Here is a 20,595-nt window from a genome sequence, read left to right as displayed (position 1 = left end):
CGTGCGGTGAGAACCCCGCACGGCGTGCACCGCGGACCCCGTACGGCGTGCACCGCGGCAGAGAGGCGGCTGCTTCGGGGCGCGCGGGGGCTGCCTCCGGCGGACGGTGCCGGAGGCAGTCTCGTCCCGCCGGGACCTGGAGGCGGAAGTCCAGGGGAAGTTGACCGCTGGAAGACCGGTACCCGCCGCTCCGGATCGCCTGAGCGTCTGCTTTGCTGGGGGCCGTCGGGCAGGAACTCAGCGGGCGGGGCGATCATGAGCGCGGGCGTGCAGCAAGTCGCGGACGGCACCTATCTGGTGCACGGCAGCAACACCAACTGGGTGATCCTCACCGAGGGAAGCTCCGCCACGCTCATCGACACCGGCTACCCGGGCGACCGGGAGCAGGTGCTGGCCTCCCTCGCGGAGGTGGGCAGTTCACCGGAGGCCGTCACGGCGGTGCTCATCACGCACGCCCACAACGACCACCTGGGCTCCGCCGAGTACCTGCGCGGCACCTACGGCATGCCGGTCTACCTGCACGAGGCCGAAGTGCCGCACGCGCGGCGGGAGTTCCTGCACCAGGTGTCCGTGGGGACGGTCCTGAAGAACGGCTGGCGGCCCGGTGTGCTGCCGTGGGCGGTGCACGCGATCCGCGTGGGCGGCACGGCCCATGTGCCGGTCGCCTCCCCGCAGCCGTTCCCGGCCGAGGGCGCCCTGGACCTGCCCGGCCGCCCGGTGCCCGTGCCCACCCCGGGCCACACCGACGGGCACTGCGCCTTCCACCTCCCCGAGCGCGGGGTGGTGATCTCCGGCGACGCCCTGGTGAGCGGTCACCCCACGTCCCGGGTCAAGGGTCCCCAGCTGCTGCCGGACATGTTCCACCACGAGCGCGCGCGGGCCGTCGCCTCCCTGGACGTGCTCGCCGAGCTGGAGGGCGACGTCCTCGCCCCCGGGCACGGTCCGGTCCACCGCGGTCCAGTCCGTGAATCGGCACTTCAGGCCAGGGAGCGTGCGCTCTAAGGTGAGGTGACGATCACCGGCCGGCGAAGGACACCGCACCATGGCACTGCAGATCAGCGCGACGAATCCGGAGCATCCCGCGCTCCTGCTCGAACTGCCGTGGCACCTGCCGCTGGAGGAGTGGCCGGACGAGGTCCTGGTCCCGCTGCCGCGCGGCATCTCCCGGCACGTGGTGCGCTACGCCCGCGCCGGCGACGAGGTCATCGCCGTCAAGGAGCTGGCCGAGCGCCCGGCGCTGCGCGAGTACGAGCTGCTGCGCGACCTGGACCGGCTGGGCATCCCCGCCGTCGATCCGCTGGCCGTGGTCACCGGGCGCACCGACGCCGAGGAGGCCCCGCTGGAGTCGGTGCTGGTCACCCGGCATCTGGGCGGCTCGATGCCGTACCGCTCGATGTTCGAGACGACCATGCGGCCGGCCACCATGCACCGCCTGATGGACGCGCTGGCCGTCCTCCTGGTCCGGCTGCACCTGGCCGGGTTCGCCTGGGGCGACTGCTCCCTGTCCAACACCCTGTTCCGGCGCGACGCGGGCGCCTACGCCGCCTACCTCGTGGACGCGGAGACCGGCGACCTGCATCCGCAGCTCAGCCCCGGCCAGCGGGACTACGACCTCGACCTCGCCCGCGTCAACATCAGCGGTGAACTGCTGGACCTGGAGGCCTCGGGGGCGCTGCACCCCTCCGTCGACGCGATCGAGTTCGGCATGGAGATCTGCTCGCGCTACGGCAAGCTGTGGGAGGAGCTGACCCGCCGGTCGGTGTATCCGGCGGGCAAGTACCACTTCATCGAGCGCCGGATCCGGCGGCTCAACGACCTCGGATTCGACGTCGCCGAGATGCAGATCGAGCACGCCCCGAACGGCGACTCGGTCACGTTCGTGCCGAAGGTCGTGGACGCCGGTCACCACCAGCGCCAACTGCTGCGCCTGACGGGCCTGGACACCGAGGAGAACCAGGCCCGGCGGCTGCTGAACGACCTGGAGAGCTGGATGGCCACCCAGGACGACTACGCCCCGGGCGACCCGCTCGGCGCCCGCCCGGAGGTGCTCGCCCACCGCTGGGTGCGGGACGTGTTCCGGCCCACCGTGCGGGCCGTGCCGCTGGAGATGCGCGGCTCGATGGACCCGGCCGAGATCTACCACGAGCTGCTGGAGCACCGCTGGTACCTGTCCGAGCGGGCCCAGCACGACATCGGGCTCGACACGGCCGTGGACGACTACATCAAGAACATCCTCCCCAAGGCCCGCGAGACGCTCCAGCCCACCCCCGCCACCGCGGAGTGACTCAGGTGTGCGGCACCACGGCCACCGGGCAGTCCGCGTGGTGCAGCACGCCGTAGGCGACCGAGCCGATCCGCGCTCCCACGGCGGTACGGCGGGCCCGGCGGCCGACGACCATCAGCTGGGCCCGCGCGGTCACCGACAGCAGCACCTGCCCCGCGCTGCCCATCTCCACGTGTTCGACCACCGGCACGTCGGGAAAGCGCTCCCGCCACGGCTGGAGCGCGGAGGCCAGGGCCTTCTTCTCGTACGGCTCCAGGCCCCCGGCCTCGTCGAGCAGCTTGAGCGAGCCGGGGCTGTAGGCGAACACCGGCGGCAGCGTCCAGGCCCGCACGGCGCGCACGGTGGCTCCCCGGGCGGCCGCCGTCTCGAAGGCGAACCGCAGGGTCTCGGCGCTGTCCTCCGGGGCGCCCTCCTGGCCCACGACGATCTCGCGTCCCGCGGCCTCCGCGGTGGCCTGGTCGCCGGCGCGGACCAGGACGACGGGCCGGGTCGCCTCGGCGATCACCTGTTGGCCGACCGAGCCCACCAGGAAGCCGACCACCGGCCCGTGTCCGCGGGAGCCCAGGACCAGCAGTTCGGAGTCGGCCGCGGCGGCGACCAGCACATCGACGCTGCCGCCCTCCACCAGATCGGTGTCCACCTCGAGGCCGGTGTGCCGCCCCGTGACGGTCCGCACGGCCTCGGTCATGGCGTCCCGCGCCCAGCCCGCCTGGGTGTCCCGGTCCCCGGCGTCGATCCCCTCGTACGGCTGGAACCGCCAGGCGTGCACCACCCGCAGTCCCGTGCCTCGCCGGACCGCCTCCCGGGCGGCCCAGCCCAGTGCGGCGAGGCTCTCCTCGGTTCCGTCGATGCCTGCGGTGATCGGGCGGGTCATGCGGTGGCCTCCCTTTATTGCGGTGACGTCACGGCCCAGTCTTCACTACGCTGCCGAAATGACCTTGGAATGGGAACAAGTCATCGTGGACTCCGCCGACCCCGCCGCCCTCGGGCGCTGGTGGGCCGAGGCGCTGGGCTGGGTGGTGGTCGAGGACTCCCCCGACGAGTTCGAGATCCGCCCCGAGAAGGACCGCATGCCCGGTCTGCTCTTCGTGCCGGTGCCGGAGGCCAAGACCGTCAAGAACCGCCTGCATCTCGACTTCCGGCCCGACGACCACGAGGCCGAGGTCGCCCGCTTCCTGGCACTGGGCGCACGGCACGCGGACATCGGACAGGGCGAGCAGTCGTGGACGACCCTGGTGGACCCCGAGGGCAACGAGTTCTGCGTGCTGGGCGAACGCCGAGGCTGACCCCGGCAGGGTCCGGCATAGCTGCGCGAAGCCGGGCGATCGAACATACGATGGGCGGGACCGGGCCGGTGACCGCGGGGGGCGCCGTGCCCCGACCGACCGCCCGGGGTGGGGAGACGCATGGCACAGGCCGCCGAATCGGCGCGGACCGTCATCCTGACCGTGGACGACGACCCGGGGGTCTCCCGCGCCGTCGCCCGCGATCTGCGGCGGCGCTACGGGCAGTCGTACCGGATCGTGCGCGCGGAGTCCGGTGAGTCCGCGCTGGAGGCGCTGCGGGAGCTGAAGCTGCGCGGTGACCTCGTGGCGGTGATCCTGGCCGACTACCGCATGCCGCAGATGAACGGCATCGAGTTCCTCGAACAGGCCCTGGACGTGTATCCGGGGGCCCGCCGCGTGCTGCTGACCGCGTACGCGGACACCAACGCGGCGATCGACGCGATCAACGTCGTCGACCTCGACCACTACCTCCTCAAGCCCTGGGACCCGCCGGAGGAGAAGCTCTACCCGGTCCTGGACGACCTCCTGGAGGCCTGGCGGTGCAGTGACTACCGGCCGGTGCCCGCCACCAAGGTGATCGGGCACCGCTGGTCGGCGCGCTCGTCGGACGTGCGGGAGTTCCTGGCCCGCAACCAGGTGCCCTACCGCTGGTACTCCACGGACGAGCCCGAGGGCCAGCGGCTGCTGACCGCCGCGGGGCAGGACGGACAGCGCCTCCCGGTGGTGATCACTCCGGACGGCACTCCCCTGGTCGAGCCGGAGGCGCCCGACCTGGCCGCCCACGTGGGCCTCGCCACGACCCCGACCGCGGACTTCTACGACCTCGTCGTCATCGGCGGCGGACCGGCCGGGCTCGGTGCCGCGGTGTACGGGGCCTCGGAGGGCCTGAGGACCGTGCTCGTGGAGCGGTCGGCGACCGGCGGGCAGGCGGGGCAGAGCTCGCGGATCGAGAACTACCTGGGCTTCCCCGACGGCGTCTCCGGCGCCCAGCTCACCGACCGGGCCCGACGGCAGGCGACCAAGTTCGGCGCCGAGATCCTCACCGCCCGTGAGGTGTCCGGCCTGGAGGTCAACGGCGCGGCCCGCACCGTGCGCTTCTCGGACGGGTCGGCGGTGGCCGCGCACAGCGTGATCCTGGCGACCGGTGTGTCGTACCGGCAGCTGGAAGCGCCGGGCTGCACCGACCTGACCGGGTGCGGCGTGTACTACGGCTCGGCGCTGACCGAGGCCGCCGGCTGCCAGGGGCAGGACATCTACATCGTCGGCGGCGCCAACTCGGCCGGGCAGGCGGCGATGTACCTGTCCCGGGGCGCCAAGTCGGTGACGCTGCTGGTCCGGGGTCCTGACCTGTCCGCGTCGATGTCGCACTACCTGATCCAGCAGATCGAGGAAGCGCCCAACATCTCGGTCCGCGCTCGGACCGTCGTCGAAGCCGCCCACGGCTCCGACCACCTGGAGCAGCTCACCCTGCGCGACGTCGACACCGGGGAGACCGAACTCGTCGACGCGCAGTGGATGTTCGTGTTCATCGGCGCGGCCCCGCTGACCGGCTGGCTGGACGGCACGGTGCTGCGCGACGAGCACGGGTTCATCCTGGCCGGGCCCGACCTCACCCCGGACGGGCGGCCACCGGCCGACTGGGAGCTGGACCGGCCGCCGTACCACCTGGAGACCAACATTCCGGGCGTGTTCGTCGCGGGTGACGCGCGCGCCGAGTCAGCGAAGCGGGTCGCGTCCGCCGTCGGAGAGGGAGCCATGGCCGTGATGCTCGTCCACCGGTATCTGGAGCAGTCGTGAGCGGGCGGCTGATGCCGTGCAGCGCGAAGGAGATCAGTTCGCTGTTCCTCTTCGAGAAGCTCAGCGCCGAGCAGCTCGGCATGCTGTGCAGCGCGGGTCGGGTCGAACTGTTCGACCCCGGGCCGGTGTTCGCCGAAGGTGACCCGGCGACCTGCTTCTACGTGATGATCGAGGGCACGGTCATCATGTCGCGCCGGGTAGGCAGCGACGACATCGAGGTGAGCCGCACGTCCCAGCAAGGGGTGTATGCGGGGGCCGTACAGGCGTATCTGGGGGACGGGAAACCGCAGCGGTACGTCAACTCGCTGCGGGTGCCGGAGCCGACACGGTTCTTCGTGCTGCCCGCCGAAGCGTTCGCGAACTTCATGCACGAGTGGTTCCCTATGGCGGTCCATCTCCTGGAGGGGCTCTTCCTCGGTTCGCAGACCTTTCAGCGGGCCGTCGGTCAGCGCGAACGGCTGCTGGCGCTGGGCTCGTTGTCCGCGGGTCTCACCCATGAGCTCAACAACCCGGCCGCGGCGGCCGTACGGGCCACGGCGACCCTGCGCGAGCGGGTCGGCAAGATGCGGCACAAGCTCGCCGTCATCGCCCAGGGCTCCTACAGCCCCGAGGTGATGGCGAACCTCATCGACATCCAGGAGCGCACGGCCGAACGGGTCGCCAAGGCACCCGCGTTGAGCCCGTTGGAGGCCTCCGACCGGGAGGACGTGCTCAGCGACTGGCTCGACGACCACGGCATCCAGGACGGCTGGCGGATCGCGCCGACCTTCGTGCAGGGCGGCCTCGACGAGGACTGGCTCGACCAGGTCGCGGCGACCGTGGGCGAGGAGATGCTGCCGAACGCGATCGGCTGGCTCAACTACACCGTCGAGACCGAGCTGTTGATGGACGAGATCAACGACTCCACGGCCCGGATCTCCCACCTCGTGGACGCGGCCAAGCAGTACTCCCAGCTGGACCGGGCGCCCTACCAGGTGGCCGACGTGCACGAACTCCTCGACAGCACCCTGCTGATGCTGTCCGGGAAGATCGGGCAGCAGATCAAGGTGGTCAAGGAGTACGACCGCAACCTGCCGAGGATCCCGGCCTACCCGGCCGAACTCAACCAGGTGTGGACCAACCTGATCGACAACGCGGTGCAGGCCATGAACAGCGCCGGCGGGGAAGGGACGTTGACCGTCCGGACCGCGCTGGAGCACGACCGGCTGCTGGTGGAGTTCCGGGACACCGGGCCCGGTGTCCCGGCGGACATCCGCGAGCGGATCTTCGACCCGTTCTTCACCACCAAGCCGGTGGGCGAGGGGACCGGGCTGGGGCTCGACATCTCCTGGCGGATCGTCGTCAACAAGCACCACGGGACGCTCCAGGTGGAGTCGTCGCCGGGCGACACCCGCTTCCAGGTGCTGCTTCCGCTGACCGCCGTGGACTCTGACGAGACGACCGAGGAGCCGGAGTGACCGACATCAAGGGGATCGACCCGAGCGTGCCGCCGAGCGGGGACGGGTGCGTGGAGTGCGACGCGGCGGGCGGGTGGTGGTTCCATCTGCGGCGGTGTGCGCAGTGCGGGCACGTGGGGTGTTGTGACTCCTCCCCCGGTCAGCACGCCAGCGGGCACTTCCGGGAGACGGGGCATCCGCTGGCGCGGAGCTTCGAGCCGGGTGAGGAGTGGTTCTGGAACTTCGAGACGAATGAGATGTTCGAGGCGGGGCCGGAGTTGGCCGCGCCGGTGAGTCATCCGGAGTCCCAGCCGGCGCCGGGGCCCGCGGGGCGGGTGCCGGCTGATTGGGCTCGGGTGCTCCGCCGGTGAGCTCGGGGCCGTCTGTCTGATGGCGGCTGCGGGCTGATTGTGGCTGGTCGCGCCCACGCGGCGGAGCCGCATATCGATACAGCCCCGCGCCCCTGGCCAGGTCGACCCGCTGTCAGTGCCAAGTGCCAGGATGTTCTTGTGTCGCAGATCTCCAGCAGTACGCCTCTTGTCGGGCGGGAAGACGAGCTTGCCTGGCTGTCCAGCGTGCTGGAGCGGGCCCGGGGCGGGGAAGCTCGGGCTGTGCTCGTCGCCGGGGATGCCGGGGTCGGGAAGACGCGGTTGCTGGACGAGGTCACCGGGCGGGCCGTTGCGGACGGGATGACCGTGCTCACCGGGCACTGTGTCGATCTCGGCGACGTCGGGTTGCCCTATCTGCCGTTCACCGAGGTGTTGGGGGCGGTCGCTCAGGACGAGCGGTTCGCGGGGGCCTTCGGGGCGTATCCGGTGGTGGAGCGGCTGCTGGGCGGGGGGTCTCCTGGGGACTCCGGCGACCGGCTCCGGTTGTTCGAGGGGGTCGCCGGGCTGCTCGCCGATCTGGCGGACATCGCGCCTTTGCTGCTCGTGTTCGAGGACCTGCACTGGGCCGATCAGTCGTCGCGGGATCTGCTGCGGTTCCTACTCAGCCGGGGGATCCTCCAGCGGTCCGCGGGCGGGGCCCCGACGCATCGGATGGCGGTGCTCGCCTCCTACCGGGCCGACGATCTGCACCGGCGGCATCCGTTGCGGCCGCTGCTCGCCGAGCTGGTCCGGCTGCCCGCCGTGGAGCGGCTGGAACTGCGGCCCATGCCCGATGCCGAGGTGGCCCGGCTGGTGCGGGCCCTGCGGGAAGGGCCGCTGCCGGAGACCACCGTGCGACGGATCGTCGAGCGGGCGGAGGGCAACGCCTTCTACGCCGAGGAACTGCTCGCCGCCACCGGGAGCGGGGACGGCGGCGTGCCCAGCGGGCTCGCGGACGTACTGCTGATCCGCTTCGAGCAGCTGTCCGACACCGCTCAGCAGGTGCTGCGCACCGCCGCAGTGGCCGGCCGGCGCGTCGAGCACGACCTGCTGCGGGACGCCGTAGGACTGCCCGAGGAGGAGTTGGAGGCGGCGCTGCGGGAAGCCATCGGGCGGCAGTTGCTGGTGCCGGGTGCGGGGGACACGTACGCGTTCCGGCACGCCCTGGCGCGGGAGGCCGTGTACGCAGATCTGCTGCCGGGTGAACGGGCGCGGCTGCACGGGGCGTTCGCCCGGCTGCTGGACGGGCGCGGTCCCCGGGGCGAGAGCGCGGCGGAGCGGGCCCACCACTACCGCGAGAGCCACGATCTGGCGCCCGCGCTCACCGCCTCGCTGGAGGCCGCGGACCACGCCCAGCGGGTGGGGGCGCCCGCCGAGGAACTACGGCATCTGGAGGCGGCCCTGGATCTGTGGTCGGCGGTGGAGCCGTCCGCGCGGCCGAAGGGCGAGGGGCTCGACCGGGTGCGGTTGATGCTGCGGGCCTCGGCGGCGGCCGCGCACACCGGTGAACTGCACCGGGCCGTCTCCCTCACACGGGCCGCGCTGGCCGGTGTCGGCCAGGAGGCGGACTCCGAACTCGCCGCCCGGGTGCGCTACACCCTCGCCGGGAACCTGATGACCGTCGACAACCTCACCACGGCCTTCGCCTACAGCAGCGAGGCGCTCGACATGATCCCCGCGGATCCCCCGTCCCGTACCTGGGTGTGGGCGGCTGCGACCCATGCGCTGGCGGCCCGCCACGTAGGCGAGAACGAGACGGCGCTGCGGGTCGCCCGACAGGCCCTGGACAGGGCGCAGGAGCTGGGCGTCACCGACGCCCAGGCGGACCTGCTGATCTCCCTGGCCGTCGTCGAGGGCGACGGCAGACGTTCGGTGGCGGGCCGGGAACGGCTGCGGCAGGCACGGGCGCTGGCCCGCAGTTCGGGCAACGCGCCGGTGGAGATGCGCGCCCTGTTCAACCTCGCCATCGGTACCTACGAGGCGGGGCACCTGGAGGAGTGTCTGCCCTGGATCACGGAGGGACTGGACCGTGCCCGCAGGGCCGGGCTGCTGTCGTCGCCGTATCCGATGGAGATGCGCTATCTCCATCTGCTGGTGCTGTACACACTGGGCCGCTGGGACGAGTGTCTCCAGGCGGCGAGCACCGATGCCGAGGTGCTGCCCGGGGCCGGTGGGTACCGGCTCGGGCCCGCGCTCTACGTGGCGCTCGCGCGCGGTGACTTCAGGGCCGCCGACCGGGCCCGGACGCTGCTGGAGGGGCCGTTCGACTGGATGGCCACGCTCGTCGCGGGCGTCGCGCTGACCGAGGCGGCGGCCCTGCAAGGTGACGCGGAGGCGGCCGTGGAGCGGATGCGGTCCACGGTCACGCTGCTCACCGACGACGCCGGCACGCGTCCCCACGTCACCGTCCGGCTGGCCGCGCTCGCGCTGTCCGCGGTGGCCGACCGGGCCGGCGAACTGCGTCTCAAGGGAGACCAGGCAGGAGCGCGGCGGTGGGCGGAGACCGCGACCGAGCTGCTGGAGCCGGCCAGGGCCCTCGCCGTGCACGGCGGAGTGCCGCAGGGGCCGGAGGGGCAGGCGTGGTTGGCGCGGGCCGAGGCGGAGTGGGTCCGGGCCGTGTCGGGGCCGGACGTGGAGGCGTGGGCGAAGGCGGTCGCCGCGTTCGACTTCGGTGACGTGTACGAACCGGCCCGCTGCCGGCTGCGGTACGCCGAGGCCCTGCTCGCGGCCGACCGGCGCGAGGAGGCGGCGGCCGAGGCGCGGGCCGCTCGCGAGGTGTTCGCGCGCCTGGGCGCCACGGTGCTGCTGGAGCGGGTGGACGAGCTGATCCGGCGCGGCCGTCTCGCCGAGGCCGCGCCCACCAAGGCGTCACCGCTGACGGCCCGTGAGCAGGACGTGCTGCGGCTGCTCGCCCGGGGGCGCAGCAACCGGCAGATCGGCGAGGAGCTGTTCATCACCGGCAAGACGGCCAGCGTGCATGTCTCCAACATCCTCGCCAAGCTGGGCGCGGCGAGCCGCACCGAGGCCGTGGCCGTCGCCTACCGGGAGCGGCTGATCACCCCGGAGACGACGGCCCGGGACTAACGGCGCGCGCATTCCAGGGAGTCGAGGTCGACGGCGTCCGCCATCGCCTGCATCCCCTTGTCGTTGGGGTGGATGTGGTCCCCGCCGTCGAGGAACGGAAGCATCCGTTCGGGGTCGTAGGGGCTGCGCAGGGCGTGGTCGAAGTCGGTGACCCCGTCGAACTCCTCACGGTGGCCGCGGATGAAGTCGTTCACCTGCTGCCGTACGGCCTCGGCGGCCAGGTCCCACTCCGACCAGCCCTTGAAGGGGGCGATGGTGGAGATGACCACGCACTTGCCGGCGTCGTGGGCCCGGTCGACGATCTGGCGGTAACCGCCGATCAGGTCCTGTGCGGTGACGCCGGTGTGGGCCTTGAGGTCGTTGACGCCCTCGAAGAGGAACACGGTGCGGACGCCCGGCTGGGACAGTACGTCCCGGTCGAGCCGGTTCAGGGCGCTGGGTCCGGCGCCGTCGGCGAGCACCTTGTTGCCGGAGATCCCTTCGTCGGCCACGCCCTTGACGGTGCTGTGCGTTTTCTGGAGGCGGCGGGCGAGGTAGTCGGGCCAGCGGCGGTTCTGGTCGCTGGTGGACTGCCAGCCGTCGGTGATGGAGTCGCCGAGCGCGACGACGGCACCGGTGGCGCCGGCCGTGTGCACCGAGACGGCGTCGAGGTAGAACCACGACCCGATGCTCTCGGTCCAGTGGGCACCGCTCTCCTCGGCGGTGTGGTCGCCCTGGGTGGCGTACGACGTCTGCATGGCCATCCAGTGTCCGGTGACCGGGCCCGCCGCGTCCGGGGTGTGGAGGCTGACGACCAGGTTCGCGCCGGCGGCCAGCCTGCCCGGCAGCGGGTCGCTGTACACGGTGGCGCCGGGTTCCACGATCGTGGAGGCCGAGCCGTCGAAGGTGAGTTGACGGTTGCTGCCGTGTACCAGGTCGGGGCCCTTGAGCTGGAGGCCCGCGTAGACGCTGTCGAAGGTCACCGGGCGGTCCCCGAAGGCGTTGGAGAGCCGGATGCGGGGGTCGCGGCCGCCGACACTGGTGTGCACGACCATGCGGTAGCCGCGGTCGGCGGCCGAGTCGCCGATGCGGTAGGCGCTGGAGCCCCAGGTGATCACCCCGTCGGGCGGGCCGACGGCGGCGGGTGCGGGGGTGGCCTGGAGCGCGGCGGCCACGACCGTGACGGCGAGCAGACGGGCACCTCGTGCGGTGCGGCGCCTCATCGCGCCTCGGGCGATCCGGCGCCTCATCGGTCGAAGCCCTTCAGGGTGACGGCGGCGCCCGGCTTCAGTGTCACCGTGCGGGTGCTGCCCGCGTGGGCGACGGTCGTGGTGCGGCCGCCGACGCTGCGGATCCGTGCTTCGGTCGGTGTGCCGTCCCGCCAGCGCAGGTCCACGACGAACCCGCCGCGGGCGTTCGCTCCCGTGAGGGAGCCGGCGGCGGCCCAGGCGTCGGGCAGGGCGGGCAGGAGTTCCAGGTGTCCTGGGCGGGAGTGGAGCAGCATCTCGATCATCGCTGCGGGGGTACCCAGATTCGCGTCGATCTGAAAGATTCCGCGGCCCTTTTCCACCTCGTAGATGTCGAAGAGGTTGAAGGCGGTGCCGTTGCTGCCGCCACTGGAGGGGCGGAGGTTGTTGGCCACCAACTGGTAGGCCTTGTCCGCGTCCTTCAGCCGGGCCCAGCACAATGCACGCCAGGCGTTGGCCCAGCCGAAGCTCTCCATGCCGCGGGCGGTGAGCAGGGCGGTGGCGCCCTCGACCAGATCGGCCGGGGTGGAGCCGTCGGGGCGGATCCGGTCGCCCGGGAAGAGTCCGACGAGCGGGGACAGGTGGCGGTGGGTGGTCTCGCCGAGGTTGTCGGGGGACATCCACTCCTCCAGCCAGCCGGTGGTGGGGCTGACCTGGGGGAGGTAGAGGCGCTTGCGGAGGCCGGCGACCGTGGTGGCGAACCCCGTGTCCTTCTTCAACTCGGCCGCGGCCGTGCAGTAGTTGCCGAACAGGGTCCACACGAGTTCCTGGGCGTAGGTGATGCCCTTGGCGTCGAGGGGGCCGTGCTCGGGCGACCAGTCGCTGTCGGCGACCAGGACCTCCCGTGAGGTGCCGGGGAGGGTCATGGTCAGCAGTCGTGCCTCCCAGAACTCGCAGGCGCCCTTCAGGAGCGGGTAGATGCGTTCCAGGTGGGCCCGCGAGGCGGTGAACTCGTAGTGCTCGTAGAGGGAGTTGCACAGCCAGGCGTTGCCCGCCGGGTGCCACCACCAGCCGCCTCCGCCGAAGGGGTTCGTGGAGATGGCGACCGTCCAGCCGGCGTTCTTGCCGGTCGAGTTGCGGTAGCGGTTGCGGGAGTCGTTGAAGAGCCTGCGGGTGAGGTCGGTCCAGGACGGGAGTTGGGCGACGCAGTAGTCGGTGAGTGCGTCGAAGCAGTCGGACAGCCCGGTGCGGTCGGCCGCCCAGTAGTTCATCTGGATGTTGATGTCGGTGTGGTAATCGCCCATCCAGTCGGGGTCGTTGCCGTCGAGCCACAGGCCCTGGAGGTTGAGAGGGAGGCTGCCGCGTGATCCCGCGATCATCAGGTAGCGGCCGAACTGGAGGTACTGGGACTCCAGTTCGGGATCGGGCACACCGTCCCGGGCGCGCGCCCGCAGGCGCTCCCAGGTGTCCAGGGCACGCTGATCGGGGGTGGAGGTGCCGAGGGAGACACCGAGCCGCCCGTACAGGGCGTGGTGGTCGGCCGTGTGGGTGCGGAGCAGGGTGGCCGCCGAGTGCCGGGCGGCCGACCTGACCTTGGTGCGGGCGAGTCGCTCGGGGTCGAGGGACGGATCGCGGAAACCGGCGGCCGCGTCGGGCGCGTAGTCGGTGCTACCGCTCAGCACCACGGTCAGGTCCCGGCACCCGGCGAAGGTGATGTCCGGGCCGTTCACCCGGACACGGCCGCCGCTGCCGTACGCGGTGATCGCGGCGCCGTATCGCAGCCCGTTCGGGAGGGTGGCCCCGAAGGAGACCGCGGGCTGTTCGCCGTGCGTGCCCTCCAGGGTGACGGTGCCGGTGTAGTGGCCTCCGCCGCTCTGGGTGAAGTGCAGGACGATGACGTCGTCGGGGTGGCTGGCGAAGATCTCCCGTCGGTAGGTCACGCCGGAGCGGACGTACGACGTGGTGTTCACGCCCCGGTCGAGGTCGAGGGTGCGGCGGTAGCCGGAGACGGTGGACAGGTCGTGGTCGGGGAGGTCGACGGTGAGCCGGGCCAGCAGGGTGAAGGAGCCGAAGTCCTGGCGGCCGTAGGGGAACTGGCCGTCGGCGTCGAGGGTGTCGTTGCGGCCGCCGGTCCACATCGTGGCGTCGGTGACGAGGAGGAGTTCGCGGCCGGGGTCGTTGCTGGTGAGGGCGCCGAGGCGGCCGTTGCCGACGGGCAGGCCCTGTTCGATCATCGAGTGCTCGTCGGCGGGGGCCTGCCACCAGAGCCGGTGCTGCGGGTCGGCTTCGAGGGCGGGTGCGTCGGTGGGCCGCTGGGGTGCCGCGGTCGCGGTGAAGGTGGGCAGGGCGGCGAGCGCTGCGGTCAGCGCGAGGACACCGCGTCTGGAGGGGGTGGGGGTCATGGCGGCTCCTGGTGGCTCGGTCAGGACTTGGGTACGTCGATCCGGTCGATGTCCGGCGCGTAGCCGTCGGAGCCGCTGTCGAAGGTGATGGTGTTGGCGCCCGCCTTGAGGGTGACCGGCACGTACACGCTCGCCACGGTCCCCCAGTCGCCGGTGGCGGGGAGCTTGTGGCGGGTGGCGCCGCCGCCGTTGGCCGAGACGTCCACCGAGCGGGCGTCACCGCTGATGTAGGAGACCTTGACCTGGTAGGTGCCGGCTTTCGCGACCATCACACCGTTGAAGGTCAGCTTGCCGCCGAGGTACAAGTTGCCGACCTTCTTTCCGTTCGAGCAGGCGGAGCAGTCGGCGACGGAGGCGTTGCCGCCGAGGGTGTTCGTGGGGGACTCGGCTTCGTAGCCGGTGTACGTGAGGGCGGTGCCGCGCGGGGTGACCGTGAACAGGCGCGAGCCGTGGGCGGGCAGGGCCTGGGTGACCTTGTTCTGGTAGGTGCCGAGGTTCTCGTGGTTCCACAGGTCCCGGACGGAGGCCTTGCCGGTGAAGCCGAGGGTGGTGAAGTCGGCGGTGACCGCGGCGGGGGCGTCGGCGAGGTTGAACAGGGCGACCGTGTAGGTGCCGTCGGGGTTCTTCGAGGCCCAGACCTGCTGGGGGTCGGACGGGGTGACCGGCTGGGCGGGCGGGTTGGGGCCCTGGTCGATGGCGATGACCTCGCGGTTGGTCAGCAGGGAGAGGCCGTAGGAGTCGAGGCGGGTGAGGTCGTCGCCGGTGTAGAGGGGGGACTTGGCGATGGCCCACAGGGTGGCGTAGCTCTGCCGTTCGGCCTTGGTGAGGCCGTCCATCGCGCCGTTGCCGACGTCGAGGGAGTCGAGGTCGTTCCAGCCGCCGGGTCCCGCGTGCCGGGTCCAGGCGGGGGTGTCGTCCCAGCGGTCGTCGACGGAGTTCTCCCAGCTGACGAGCGTGTTGCAGTAGCACTCGACGTCGGTGTCCACGCGCCAGCCCTGGGAGTACTTCTTCCAGTCGGCGGCGTGGCCGATGTCGAGGGACCAGGAGAGTTCGAGGTGGATCGGGCGGCCGGTGGCGGCTGTTGCCCGGTGCCAGGCGGCCACGTCGGCGACGTTGTCGTACTGGTCGCCGCTCTTGCCGGAGCCGGGGCCGACGCCGTCGAGCTTGAGGAAGTCGTAGCCCCAGTCGGCGATCAACTGGGCCTGGGAGTCGATGTACTTGCTCGTGCAGGGCTTGGCGAAGTCGAGCTTGTAGGCGCTGTCCCAGCCGTTGGTGGTGCGCAGGTCGTCGTAGACGATGTCGGCGGTGGTGCAGCCCTCCGCATTCCAGATCGGGGTCCTGCCGTCGCCGTACGCCCCCTTCTCCAGGCCTGCCGGGAGGTAGATGCCGGCCTTGAGGCCCTTGGCGTGGATGCGGTCGGCGACGGCCTTCATGCCGCTGGGGAAGCGGACCGGGTCGGGCTTCTGGCGGCCGTACTGGTCGAAGCCGGACTTCCAGGTCTTGTCCATCCACCAGCCGGCGTCGATGTTGACGTACTCGTAGCCGTACTTCTTCAGCTTGGCGGCGAGGGCGTCGGTCTGCTTCAGGACGTTGGCCTCGGTGAGGTAGCTGTAGTCGCCGTCCGGGTTGAGGCCGGGGTACTTGGAGGACTGCATGCTCCAGCTGGACCAGCCCATGTAGGGCTTGGCGGCGAGCGCGGGCGCGGCGCTCTGCGCGGGGGTGTGGGTCTCGGCGGCGTGGGCCGTGGGGACGGCGACCGCGGTGAGGGCGAGGACCAGGAGGGCTCTGGCGGGCATCAGGGCTCGCGTGGGCATGGCGAAGTACGAGGATGACCGCATGGGTCGTACCTCCAATGGGGTGCGGGTACTTATCGGCTCGTGTCCGGGGTGATGAAGGACTGGATGGCGGTGGCGGCGGCGCCGCGCGCCCACTCCTCGAAGGGCAGGGGGCGGGTGCGGACGTCGCACTGGGCGGCGGAGCCGAACGCGGCCGCGACGAAGGCCTCGCGGATCTGTTCGGCGAACAGGTCGTAGGCGGCGAGTCCCTCGCCGGAGATGATCACGCGCTCGGGGCCGAGGAGGTTGGCGACGGTGGCGATGCCCCGGCCGATCGCCTCGCCCGCGCGGGCGTACACCTCGCGGGCTCCGGGGACGCCTTCCCTGGCCAGGGCCAAGGCCTCGTCGGCGTCGGTGAGTTCGGCGCCGGTGGCCTCGCGGATCCGCCGGACGATCGCGGCCTCCCCGGCGATGGCCTCGACGCAGCCGCGGTTGCCGCAGTGGCAGAGCGGGCCGGACGGGTCGACGGTGACGTGGCCGATCTCGCCGGCCACGCCATGGGCCCCGGCGACCACCCGGCCGTGCACCACGAGTCCGCAGCCGATGCCGGCGCCGACGGTGACCACGGCGAAGTCGGACAGGCCCGCACCGGCGCCGAACCACTGCTCGGCGACCGTCAGGGCGCGTACGTCGTTGTCGAGGGTGACCGGCAACCCCGTGGTCATGGCGGCGAGTTCGGCGAGCGGGACGTCGCGCCACTCCAGGAAGGGCGAGTAGCGGACGGTGCCCTCGCCCCGGTCGACATCACCGGAGACGGCTATGCCCAGGCCCAGGACGGGGGCCGTGGAGCCGTCCGTCCGGGCGAGGAGCTGCCGGGTGAGTTCCGCGATGCTCGCGAGGACCGTCCTGGGCTCGCGGTCGGGCAGGGGCAGGTGCCGGGCGACCCGGATACGGCAGCACAGGTCGGTGAGGACGCCGATGATCTCGTCGCCGGTGACCTTGACGCCGATGAACAGGGCCCGTCCGCCGTCGACCCGGACGAGGTTCGCGGGCCTGCCGAGCGCGGGGCGGGCGTCCTCGTCGGCGCCCTCCACCAGGTATCCCGCCTCGATGAGGGGCCGGACGGCCTTGGTGACGGCGGCCGGTGACAGTCCGACACGCCGGGACACCTCCAGACGGGCGAGGGGTCCGTGGGAGAGGACGGCGGTGAACACCTGTGAGGCGGCGGGGGTGTTGGCGGGGAAGGTCTCGGCGCTGGGGGTCGGGCGCATGTTCGGGAACCTAGGGGGATTCTTTTCCGACGTCAATAAAAGAAGCAGGATTGCCTGTGCCGTTGCTGTGTCCAGCCAAGGAGAAGAGCCGGATGACATCAGTGAGAGTGCTTGTCGGGACGGTGGCCGGGGCGGTCCTGCTGCCCCTGCTCGCGAGCCCGGCCCATGCCGAGTCGCCCGCCGGGCCCGCGGTGGATCTCGCGGGTCTGCGGGGGGTGTTGCGTTCCGCGCTGGCACAGGGCGCGCCGGGTGCGATGGCCCGGGTGGAGGACCGGGGCACGGTGTTCGGGGCCACCGCGGGGGTCGCGGACCGCGGGACCGCGCGGGCGATGGGTGACGCCGACCGGTTCCGCATCGGCAGTGTCACCAAGACGTTCACCGCGGTGGTCCTGCTCCAGCTGGTCGACGAGAAGAAGCTGAAGCTCGACGCGCCGGTCGACCGCTATCTGCCGGGGCTGCTGCCCGACGACCGGATCACGGTGCGTCAGGTGCTGGGCCACCGCAGCGGGCTGTACGACTACACGAACGACATGTTCGCCAGGACGGTCCCGGGCTTCGAGGCGGTCCGCAAGAGGGTCTTCACGCCCGAGGAACTCGTGAAGCTCTCGCTGCGCAAGCCGCGCACCAACGCGCCGGGGGCGAAGTACTCGTACTCGAACACCAACTTCGTGGTCGCCGGGATGCTGGTCGAGAAGCTGACCGGGAACCCGGTGCGGACCGAGTACCAGAACCGGATCATCGAGCCGCTGAAGCTGCGCGACACGCTCTATGTGCACCCCGGGACGAAGATCCCCGGCCGGTTCGCGCGCGGCTATCTCACCCCGGACCAGGCGGGCGCGCCCCTCGTCGACGCCACCGAGCAGACCGTGTCGTGGGCGCAGGGCGCGGGCGCGCTGATCTCCAGCACCCGGGACCTGAACACCTTCCTGTCCGCGCTGCTCCAGGGCCGGCTCACCTCGGCGGCTCAACTGGCGCAGATGGAGAAGTGGTTGCCGGCGGGGACGGGTCAGGCGTACGGCCTCGGGCTGCGCCGCCGCGATCTGTCGTGCGGGGTCTCGGTGTACGGCCACACGGGGGCCGTGCAGGGCTTCTACACGTACGCGTTCGCGTCGAAGGACGGCGAGCGGACTCTCGCCGCGGTCGCCAACACGTCCAACAACGGCACGGTCCTCAACACCATGCTGCGCACGCTGGACTCCGCGTTCTGCGGCAAGGCGACGAAGGCTCCGCGCGACTTGATGGGCAAGGCTCCGCGGGGCAGGGCGGGCGGGGTTGCGCGTGACGCGGCTCCGGTCGAGCGGCACGAGGACATGGCGCCGGCGGTCACGCTGGACTGAGGCCGGGCGGGAACCCCGGCTCCCCGGTGGGCGTTGCTCCCAGCGAACGACGACACCGGGGCGGCACGATGAGCGAGTTGGTTCCCGGGGGCAATCTGCCCCTGCCGGAAGGGGCCGTCACCGTGCGGGTGGCCGGCCCCTTCGACGTGTCCGCGCTCGTCACGGACGAGGGCGGCAAGGTCCGGGGTGACGCCGACTTCGTGTTCTACAACCAGCCCTCCGCTCCCGGCATACGGCTCTCCGGCGACGCGCTGACCGTCGATCCCCGGCGCCTGCGCGCGGGTGCCGTGCGCGTCACGGTGGTCGTCAGCCCGGCCGACCCCGCGACTCCCCTGGGCCGACTGCCCGTCCCGGTTCTCGAGGTCACCCGCGTGTCCGGGGGTCCACTGGCCCGGTTCACGCCACCCCGGCCACGCCAGGAGACGGTGCTGCTGCTCGCGGAGCTCTACCGGCGCGGCACGGGCTGGAAGCTGCGGGCGCTGGGGCAGGGGTACGCGGACGGGCTCGGGGGGCTGGCACGGGACTTCGGCGTGGACGTGCTGGACGAGACACCGACGACCACGGGGGCGGGCGCGTCGGGGCCGACGGGGACGGGGCGGGCGGCGGCCGCGGGGCCGGCGTTTCATGCCGAGCCTGGCTCGCCGCGGCACGGCTTCCCGGCCGCGCCCACCTCCCCGGCGCACGGATCCCCCGAGCTGGCCACCCCGCGTGACGGCACCCACCCAGGGGCGCGGGGAACTGCCCGACCGGCCCCCACCGGCCCGCACCCGCCCCCCACCGCCTTCCTCACCCTGGTCAACTCGGCTCGTACCCGAGCCGGTTCGTCCCCGGTGGCCCTCGATCCCCGCCTCACCGAAGCCGCCCGCGCCCACGCCTCCGCCATGGCCTCCGCGGGACGCCTCGGGGTCGAAGGAGCCGACGGTGTCTCCGTGTTCCAGCGCGTCACCGCCACCGGATTCGCGTACATCACCGTCGGAGAACACCTCGTGTCCGGTCCGCGCAACCCCGCCGAGTTCGTCGAGTACTGCCTGCGCACCGAGCAGCCGCGGCGCACCCTGCTGGACCCGGCCTTCACCCACACCGGTCTGGCGTACGTCTCCGGGGGCCGCTCCGGCGACACGTACTGGACGGCGCTGTGGGCCAGGCCCCTCACCGCCGCCGACCTCACCCGGACCGCCGACGAGGTGGTCGCCCTCACCAACCGGGAGCGCGCCGGGGCCGGCCTGCCGAGCCTCGCCGTCGATCACCACCTCGCCGGCGCCGCGCAGGCGTACAGCACCGACATGGCGGTCCGCGCCTTCTACTCCCACACCTCGCCCGAGGGCACCCAGCCCTGAGACCGGGCCGCGGCCGCGGGCTCCACCCGCCGCTCGATCGGGGAGAACATCGCGTGCGGACAGCGCTCGGCCGCCGAGGTCGTCGAGGGCTGGATGAACAGTCCCGGCCACCGCGCCAACATCCTGAAGCCCGACTTCACCCACATCGGCGTCGGCTTCGCCGGCGGCGGCCCGGCGGGCACGTACTGGACCCAGCTGTTCGGCGCCTGATCCCAGGCGCCCGATTCCCGCAGCGGACGGGATCTTGGCGGAGGGAATCCCTCCGGGCCAGGATGCCCCCATGAAGGGTGACCTCTTTTCCAGTGAGCACATGGTGCAGCCGGCCACCGCGCCGGGCATGACGGTCGAGAACTCCAAGTGCATCAGGTACGCGGTGCACGGCGAGATGCTCGCCCGCCAGGGGGCGATGGTCGCCTACCGCGGCAATCTCCAGTTCGAGCGCAAGGGCCAGGGCGTCGGCGGCATGCTCAAGCGAGCCGTCACCGGTGAGGGACTGCCCCTGATGGCGGTGCGCGGCCAGGGCGAGGCCTGGTTCGCGCACGAGGCCCAGAACTGCTTCATCGTCGACGTGGAACCGGGTGACGAGTTCACCGTCAACGGCCGCAACGTCCTGTGCTTCGACGCCTCGTTGGCGTACCGGATCTCGACCGTGAAGGGAGCGGGCATAGCCGGCGGCGGTCTGTTCAACAGCGTGTTCACGGGCCACGGCAGACTGGGCCTGGTCTGCGAGGGCAATCCGCTGGTGATCCCGGTCTCCCCGGAGTTCCCGGTGTACGTCGACACCGACGCGGTCGTCGGCTGGACGGCGGGCCTGGGCACCTCGCTGCACCGCTCGCAGTCCATCGGGTCGATGCTGCGCGGCGGTTCGGGCGAGGCGGTGCAGCTGATGCTCCAGGGCTCGGGCTACGTCGTCGTACGGCCGAGCGAGGTGACCCCGCAGAAGGCCCAACAGCACTGACAGCACGGACAGCTCCGACGGCACCGACCCCGGCGCCTCTCACGGTGATCTGCGCCTCACAGGCAACCCCTCCGCCTCCGTCCCCGTCTTGATC

At 71.9% G+C, this 20,595-nt stretch carries 14 protein-coding genes and 1 pseudogene; 10 read left to right on the top strand and 5 right to left on the bottom strand.

The window, feature by feature from the left end:
• Positions 1-255: 255 nt before the first annotated feature.
• Together OHN19_RS40780 and OHN19_RS40775 are read left to right on the top strand one after the other, a co-directional pair.
• Positions 256-1,002, top strand: a complete 747-nt coding sequence (locus OHN19_RS40780) for an MBL fold metallo-hydrolase (RefSeq protein WP_330269041.1) — start codon at positions 256-258, stop codon at positions 1,000-1,002.
• Positions 1,003-1,042: 40 nt separating this feature from the next.
• Positions 1,043-2,284, top strand: coding sequence for a DUF4032 domain-containing protein (locus tag OHN19_RS40775; RefSeq protein ID WP_330269040.1), 1,242 nt, complete (start codon positions 1,043-1,045; stop codon positions 2,282-2,284).
• Between the two features lies 1 nt (position 2,285).
• On the opposite strand, the gene OHN19_RS40770 is transcribed toward OHN19_RS40775, so the two are convergent.
• On the bottom strand, positions 2,286-3,158 hold the full coding sequence (locus OHN19_RS40770; protein ID WP_330269039.1) for a universal stress protein: 873 nt from the start codon (positions 3,156-3,158) through the stop codon (positions 2,286-2,288).
• Between the two features lie 58 nt (positions 3,159-3,216).
• Here OHN19_RS40770 and OHN19_RS40765 point away from each other — a divergent pair, with 58 nt between their 5' ends.
• The 5 genes from OHN19_RS40765 (at position 3,217) to OHN19_RS40745 (ending at position 10,255) form a co-directional block, all read left to right on the top strand.
• Complete coding sequence (locus OHN19_RS40765) at positions 3,217-3,570, top strand: VOC family protein (protein WP_330269038.1); 354 nt, start codon at positions 3,217-3,219, stop codon at positions 3,568-3,570.
• 120 nt (positions 3,571-3,690) lie between these two features.
• The gene (locus tag OHN19_RS40760; RefSeq protein ID WP_330269037.1) at positions 3,691-5,367 is read left to right on the top strand and encodes an FAD-dependent oxidoreductase; all 1,677 of its coding nucleotides are present in this window, start codon (positions 3,691-3,693) and stop codon (positions 5,365-5,367) included.
• The gene (locus OHN19_RS40755) at positions 5,364-6,824 is read left to right on the top strand and encodes an ATP-binding protein (RefSeq protein WP_330269036.1); all 1,461 of its coding nucleotides are present in this window, start codon (positions 5,364-5,366) and stop codon (positions 6,822-6,824) included. Before OHN19_RS40760 ends, OHN19_RS40755 begins: the two co-directional genes overlap by 4 nt.
• Positions 6,821-7,174, top strand: a complete 354-nt coding sequence (locus tag OHN19_RS40750; RefSeq protein ID WP_123758699.1) for a UBP-type zinc finger domain-containing protein — start codon at positions 6,821-6,823, stop codon at positions 7,172-7,174. Before OHN19_RS40755 ends, OHN19_RS40750 begins: the two co-directional genes overlap by 4 nt.
• A 138-nt stretch (positions 7,175-7,312) precedes the next feature.
• Entirely contained in the window at positions 7,313-10,255 is a 2,943-nt protein-coding gene (locus OHN19_RS40745; RefSeq protein ID WP_330269035.1) for a helix-turn-helix transcriptional regulator, read from the top strand.
• Here the strand turns inward: OHN19_RS40745 and OHN19_RS40740 are convergent.
• From OHN19_RS40740 to OHN19_RS40725, 4 genes are read right to left on the bottom strand one after another with little or no spacing between them, the layout of a single operon-like run.
• Entirely contained in the window at positions 10,252-11,457 is a 1,206-nt protein-coding gene (locus OHN19_RS40740; protein ID WP_330269034.1) for an SGNH/GDSL hydrolase family protein, read from the bottom strand. The genes OHN19_RS40745 and OHN19_RS40740 overlap by 4 nt on opposite strands.
• A gap of 23 nt (positions 11,458-11,480) precedes the next feature.
• Positions 11,481-13,823, bottom strand: a complete 2,343-nt coding sequence (locus OHN19_RS40735) for a glycosyl hydrolase family 95 catalytic domain-containing protein (RefSeq protein WP_330269033.1) — start codon at positions 13,821-13,823, stop codon at positions 11,481-11,483.
• A gap of 20 nt (positions 13,824-13,843) precedes the next feature.
• Entirely contained in the window at positions 13,844-15,661 is a 1,818-nt protein-coding gene (locus OHN19_RS40730) for an alpha-galactosidase D (RefSeq protein ID WP_330269032.1), read from the bottom strand.
• Positions 15,662-15,690: 29 nt separating this feature from the next.
• The gene (locus OHN19_RS40725; protein ID WP_330269031.1) at positions 15,691-16,869 is read right to left on the bottom strand and encodes an ROK family transcriptional regulator; all 1,179 of its coding nucleotides are present in this window, start codon (positions 16,867-16,869) and stop codon (positions 15,691-15,693) included.
• Between the two features lie 92 nt (positions 16,870-16,961).
• Between OHN19_RS40725 and OHN19_RS40720 the strand changes: the two genes are divergently transcribed.
• The 3 genes and pseudogenes from OHN19_RS40720 (at position 16,962) to OHN19_RS40710 (ending at position 20,501) form a co-directional block, all read left to right on the top strand.
• On the top strand, positions 16,962-18,206 hold the full coding sequence (locus OHN19_RS40720) for a serine hydrolase domain-containing protein (RefSeq protein ID WP_330269030.1): 1,245 nt from the start codon (positions 16,962-16,964) through the stop codon (positions 18,204-18,206).
• Positions 18,207-18,274: 68 nt separating this feature from the next.
• Positions 18,275-19,753, top strand: a pseudogene (locus OHN19_RS40715) (CAP domain-containing protein).
• A 70-nt stretch (positions 19,754-19,823) separates the two neighbouring features.
• Positions 19,824-20,501 carry an AIM24 family protein gene (locus OHN19_RS40710; protein WP_330269029.1) on the top strand — a complete coding sequence of 226 codons (678 nt, stop codon included), beginning with the start codon at positions 19,824-19,826 and terminating at the stop codon, positions 20,499-20,501.
• Positions 20,502-20,595 lie beyond the last annotated feature (94 nt).

Origin of the sequence: Streptomyces griseorubiginosus (assembly GCF_036345115.1) — a bacterium.
Taxonomy (GTDB): Bacteria; Actinomycetota; Actinomycetes; order Streptomycetales; family Streptomycetaceae; genus Streptomyces; species Streptomyces griseorubiginosus_C.
Note: the sequence above shows the minus strand (reverse complement) of the source record. Positions and strands in the feature narration are given on the sequence as shown.

Excerpts from the sequence above, each read along its gene's own strand:
- OHN19_RS40780 (WP_330269041.1), top strand. The coding sequence starts at position 256 with ATGAGCGCGGGCGTGCAGCAAGTCGCGGACGGCACCTATCTGGTGCAC.
- OHN19_RS40775 (WP_330269040.1), top strand. The coding sequence starts at position 1,043 with ATGGCACTGCAGATCAGCGCGACGAATCCGGAGCATCCCGCGCTCCTG.
- OHN19_RS40770 (WP_330269039.1), bottom strand. The coding sequence starts at position 3,158 with ATGACCCGCCCGATCACCGCAGGCATCGACGGAACCGAGGAGAGCCTC.
- OHN19_RS40765 (WP_330269038.1), top strand. The coding sequence starts at position 3,217 with ATGACCTTGGAATGGGAACAAGTCATCGTGGACTCCGCCGACCCCGCC.
- OHN19_RS40760 (WP_330269037.1), top strand. The coding sequence starts at position 3,691 with ATGGCACAGGCCGCCGAATCGGCGCGGACCGTCATCCTGACCGTGGAC.
- OHN19_RS40740 (WP_330269034.1), bottom strand. The coding sequence starts at position 11,457 with ATGAGGCGCCGCACCGCACGAGGTGCCCGTCTGCTCGCCGTCACGGTC.
- OHN19_RS40735 (WP_330269033.1), bottom strand. The coding sequence starts at position 13,823 with ATGACCCCCACCCCCTCCAGACGCGGTGTCCTCGCGCTGACCGCAGCG.
- OHN19_RS40730 (WP_330269032.1), bottom strand. The coding sequence starts at position 15,661 with ATGCGGTCATCCTCGTACTTCGCCATGCCCACGCGAGCCCTGATGCCC.
- OHN19_RS40725 (WP_330269031.1), bottom strand. The coding sequence starts at position 16,869 with ATGCGCCCGACCCCCAGCGCCGAGACCTTCCCCGCCAACACCCCCGCC.
- OHN19_RS40720 (WP_330269030.1), top strand. The coding sequence starts at position 16,962 with ATGACATCAGTGAGAGTGCTTGTCGGGACGGTGGCCGGGGCGGTCCTG.
- OHN19_RS40710 (WP_330269029.1), top strand. The coding sequence starts at position 19,824 with ATGAAGGGTGACCTCTTTTCCAGTGAGCACATGGTGCAGCCGGCCACC.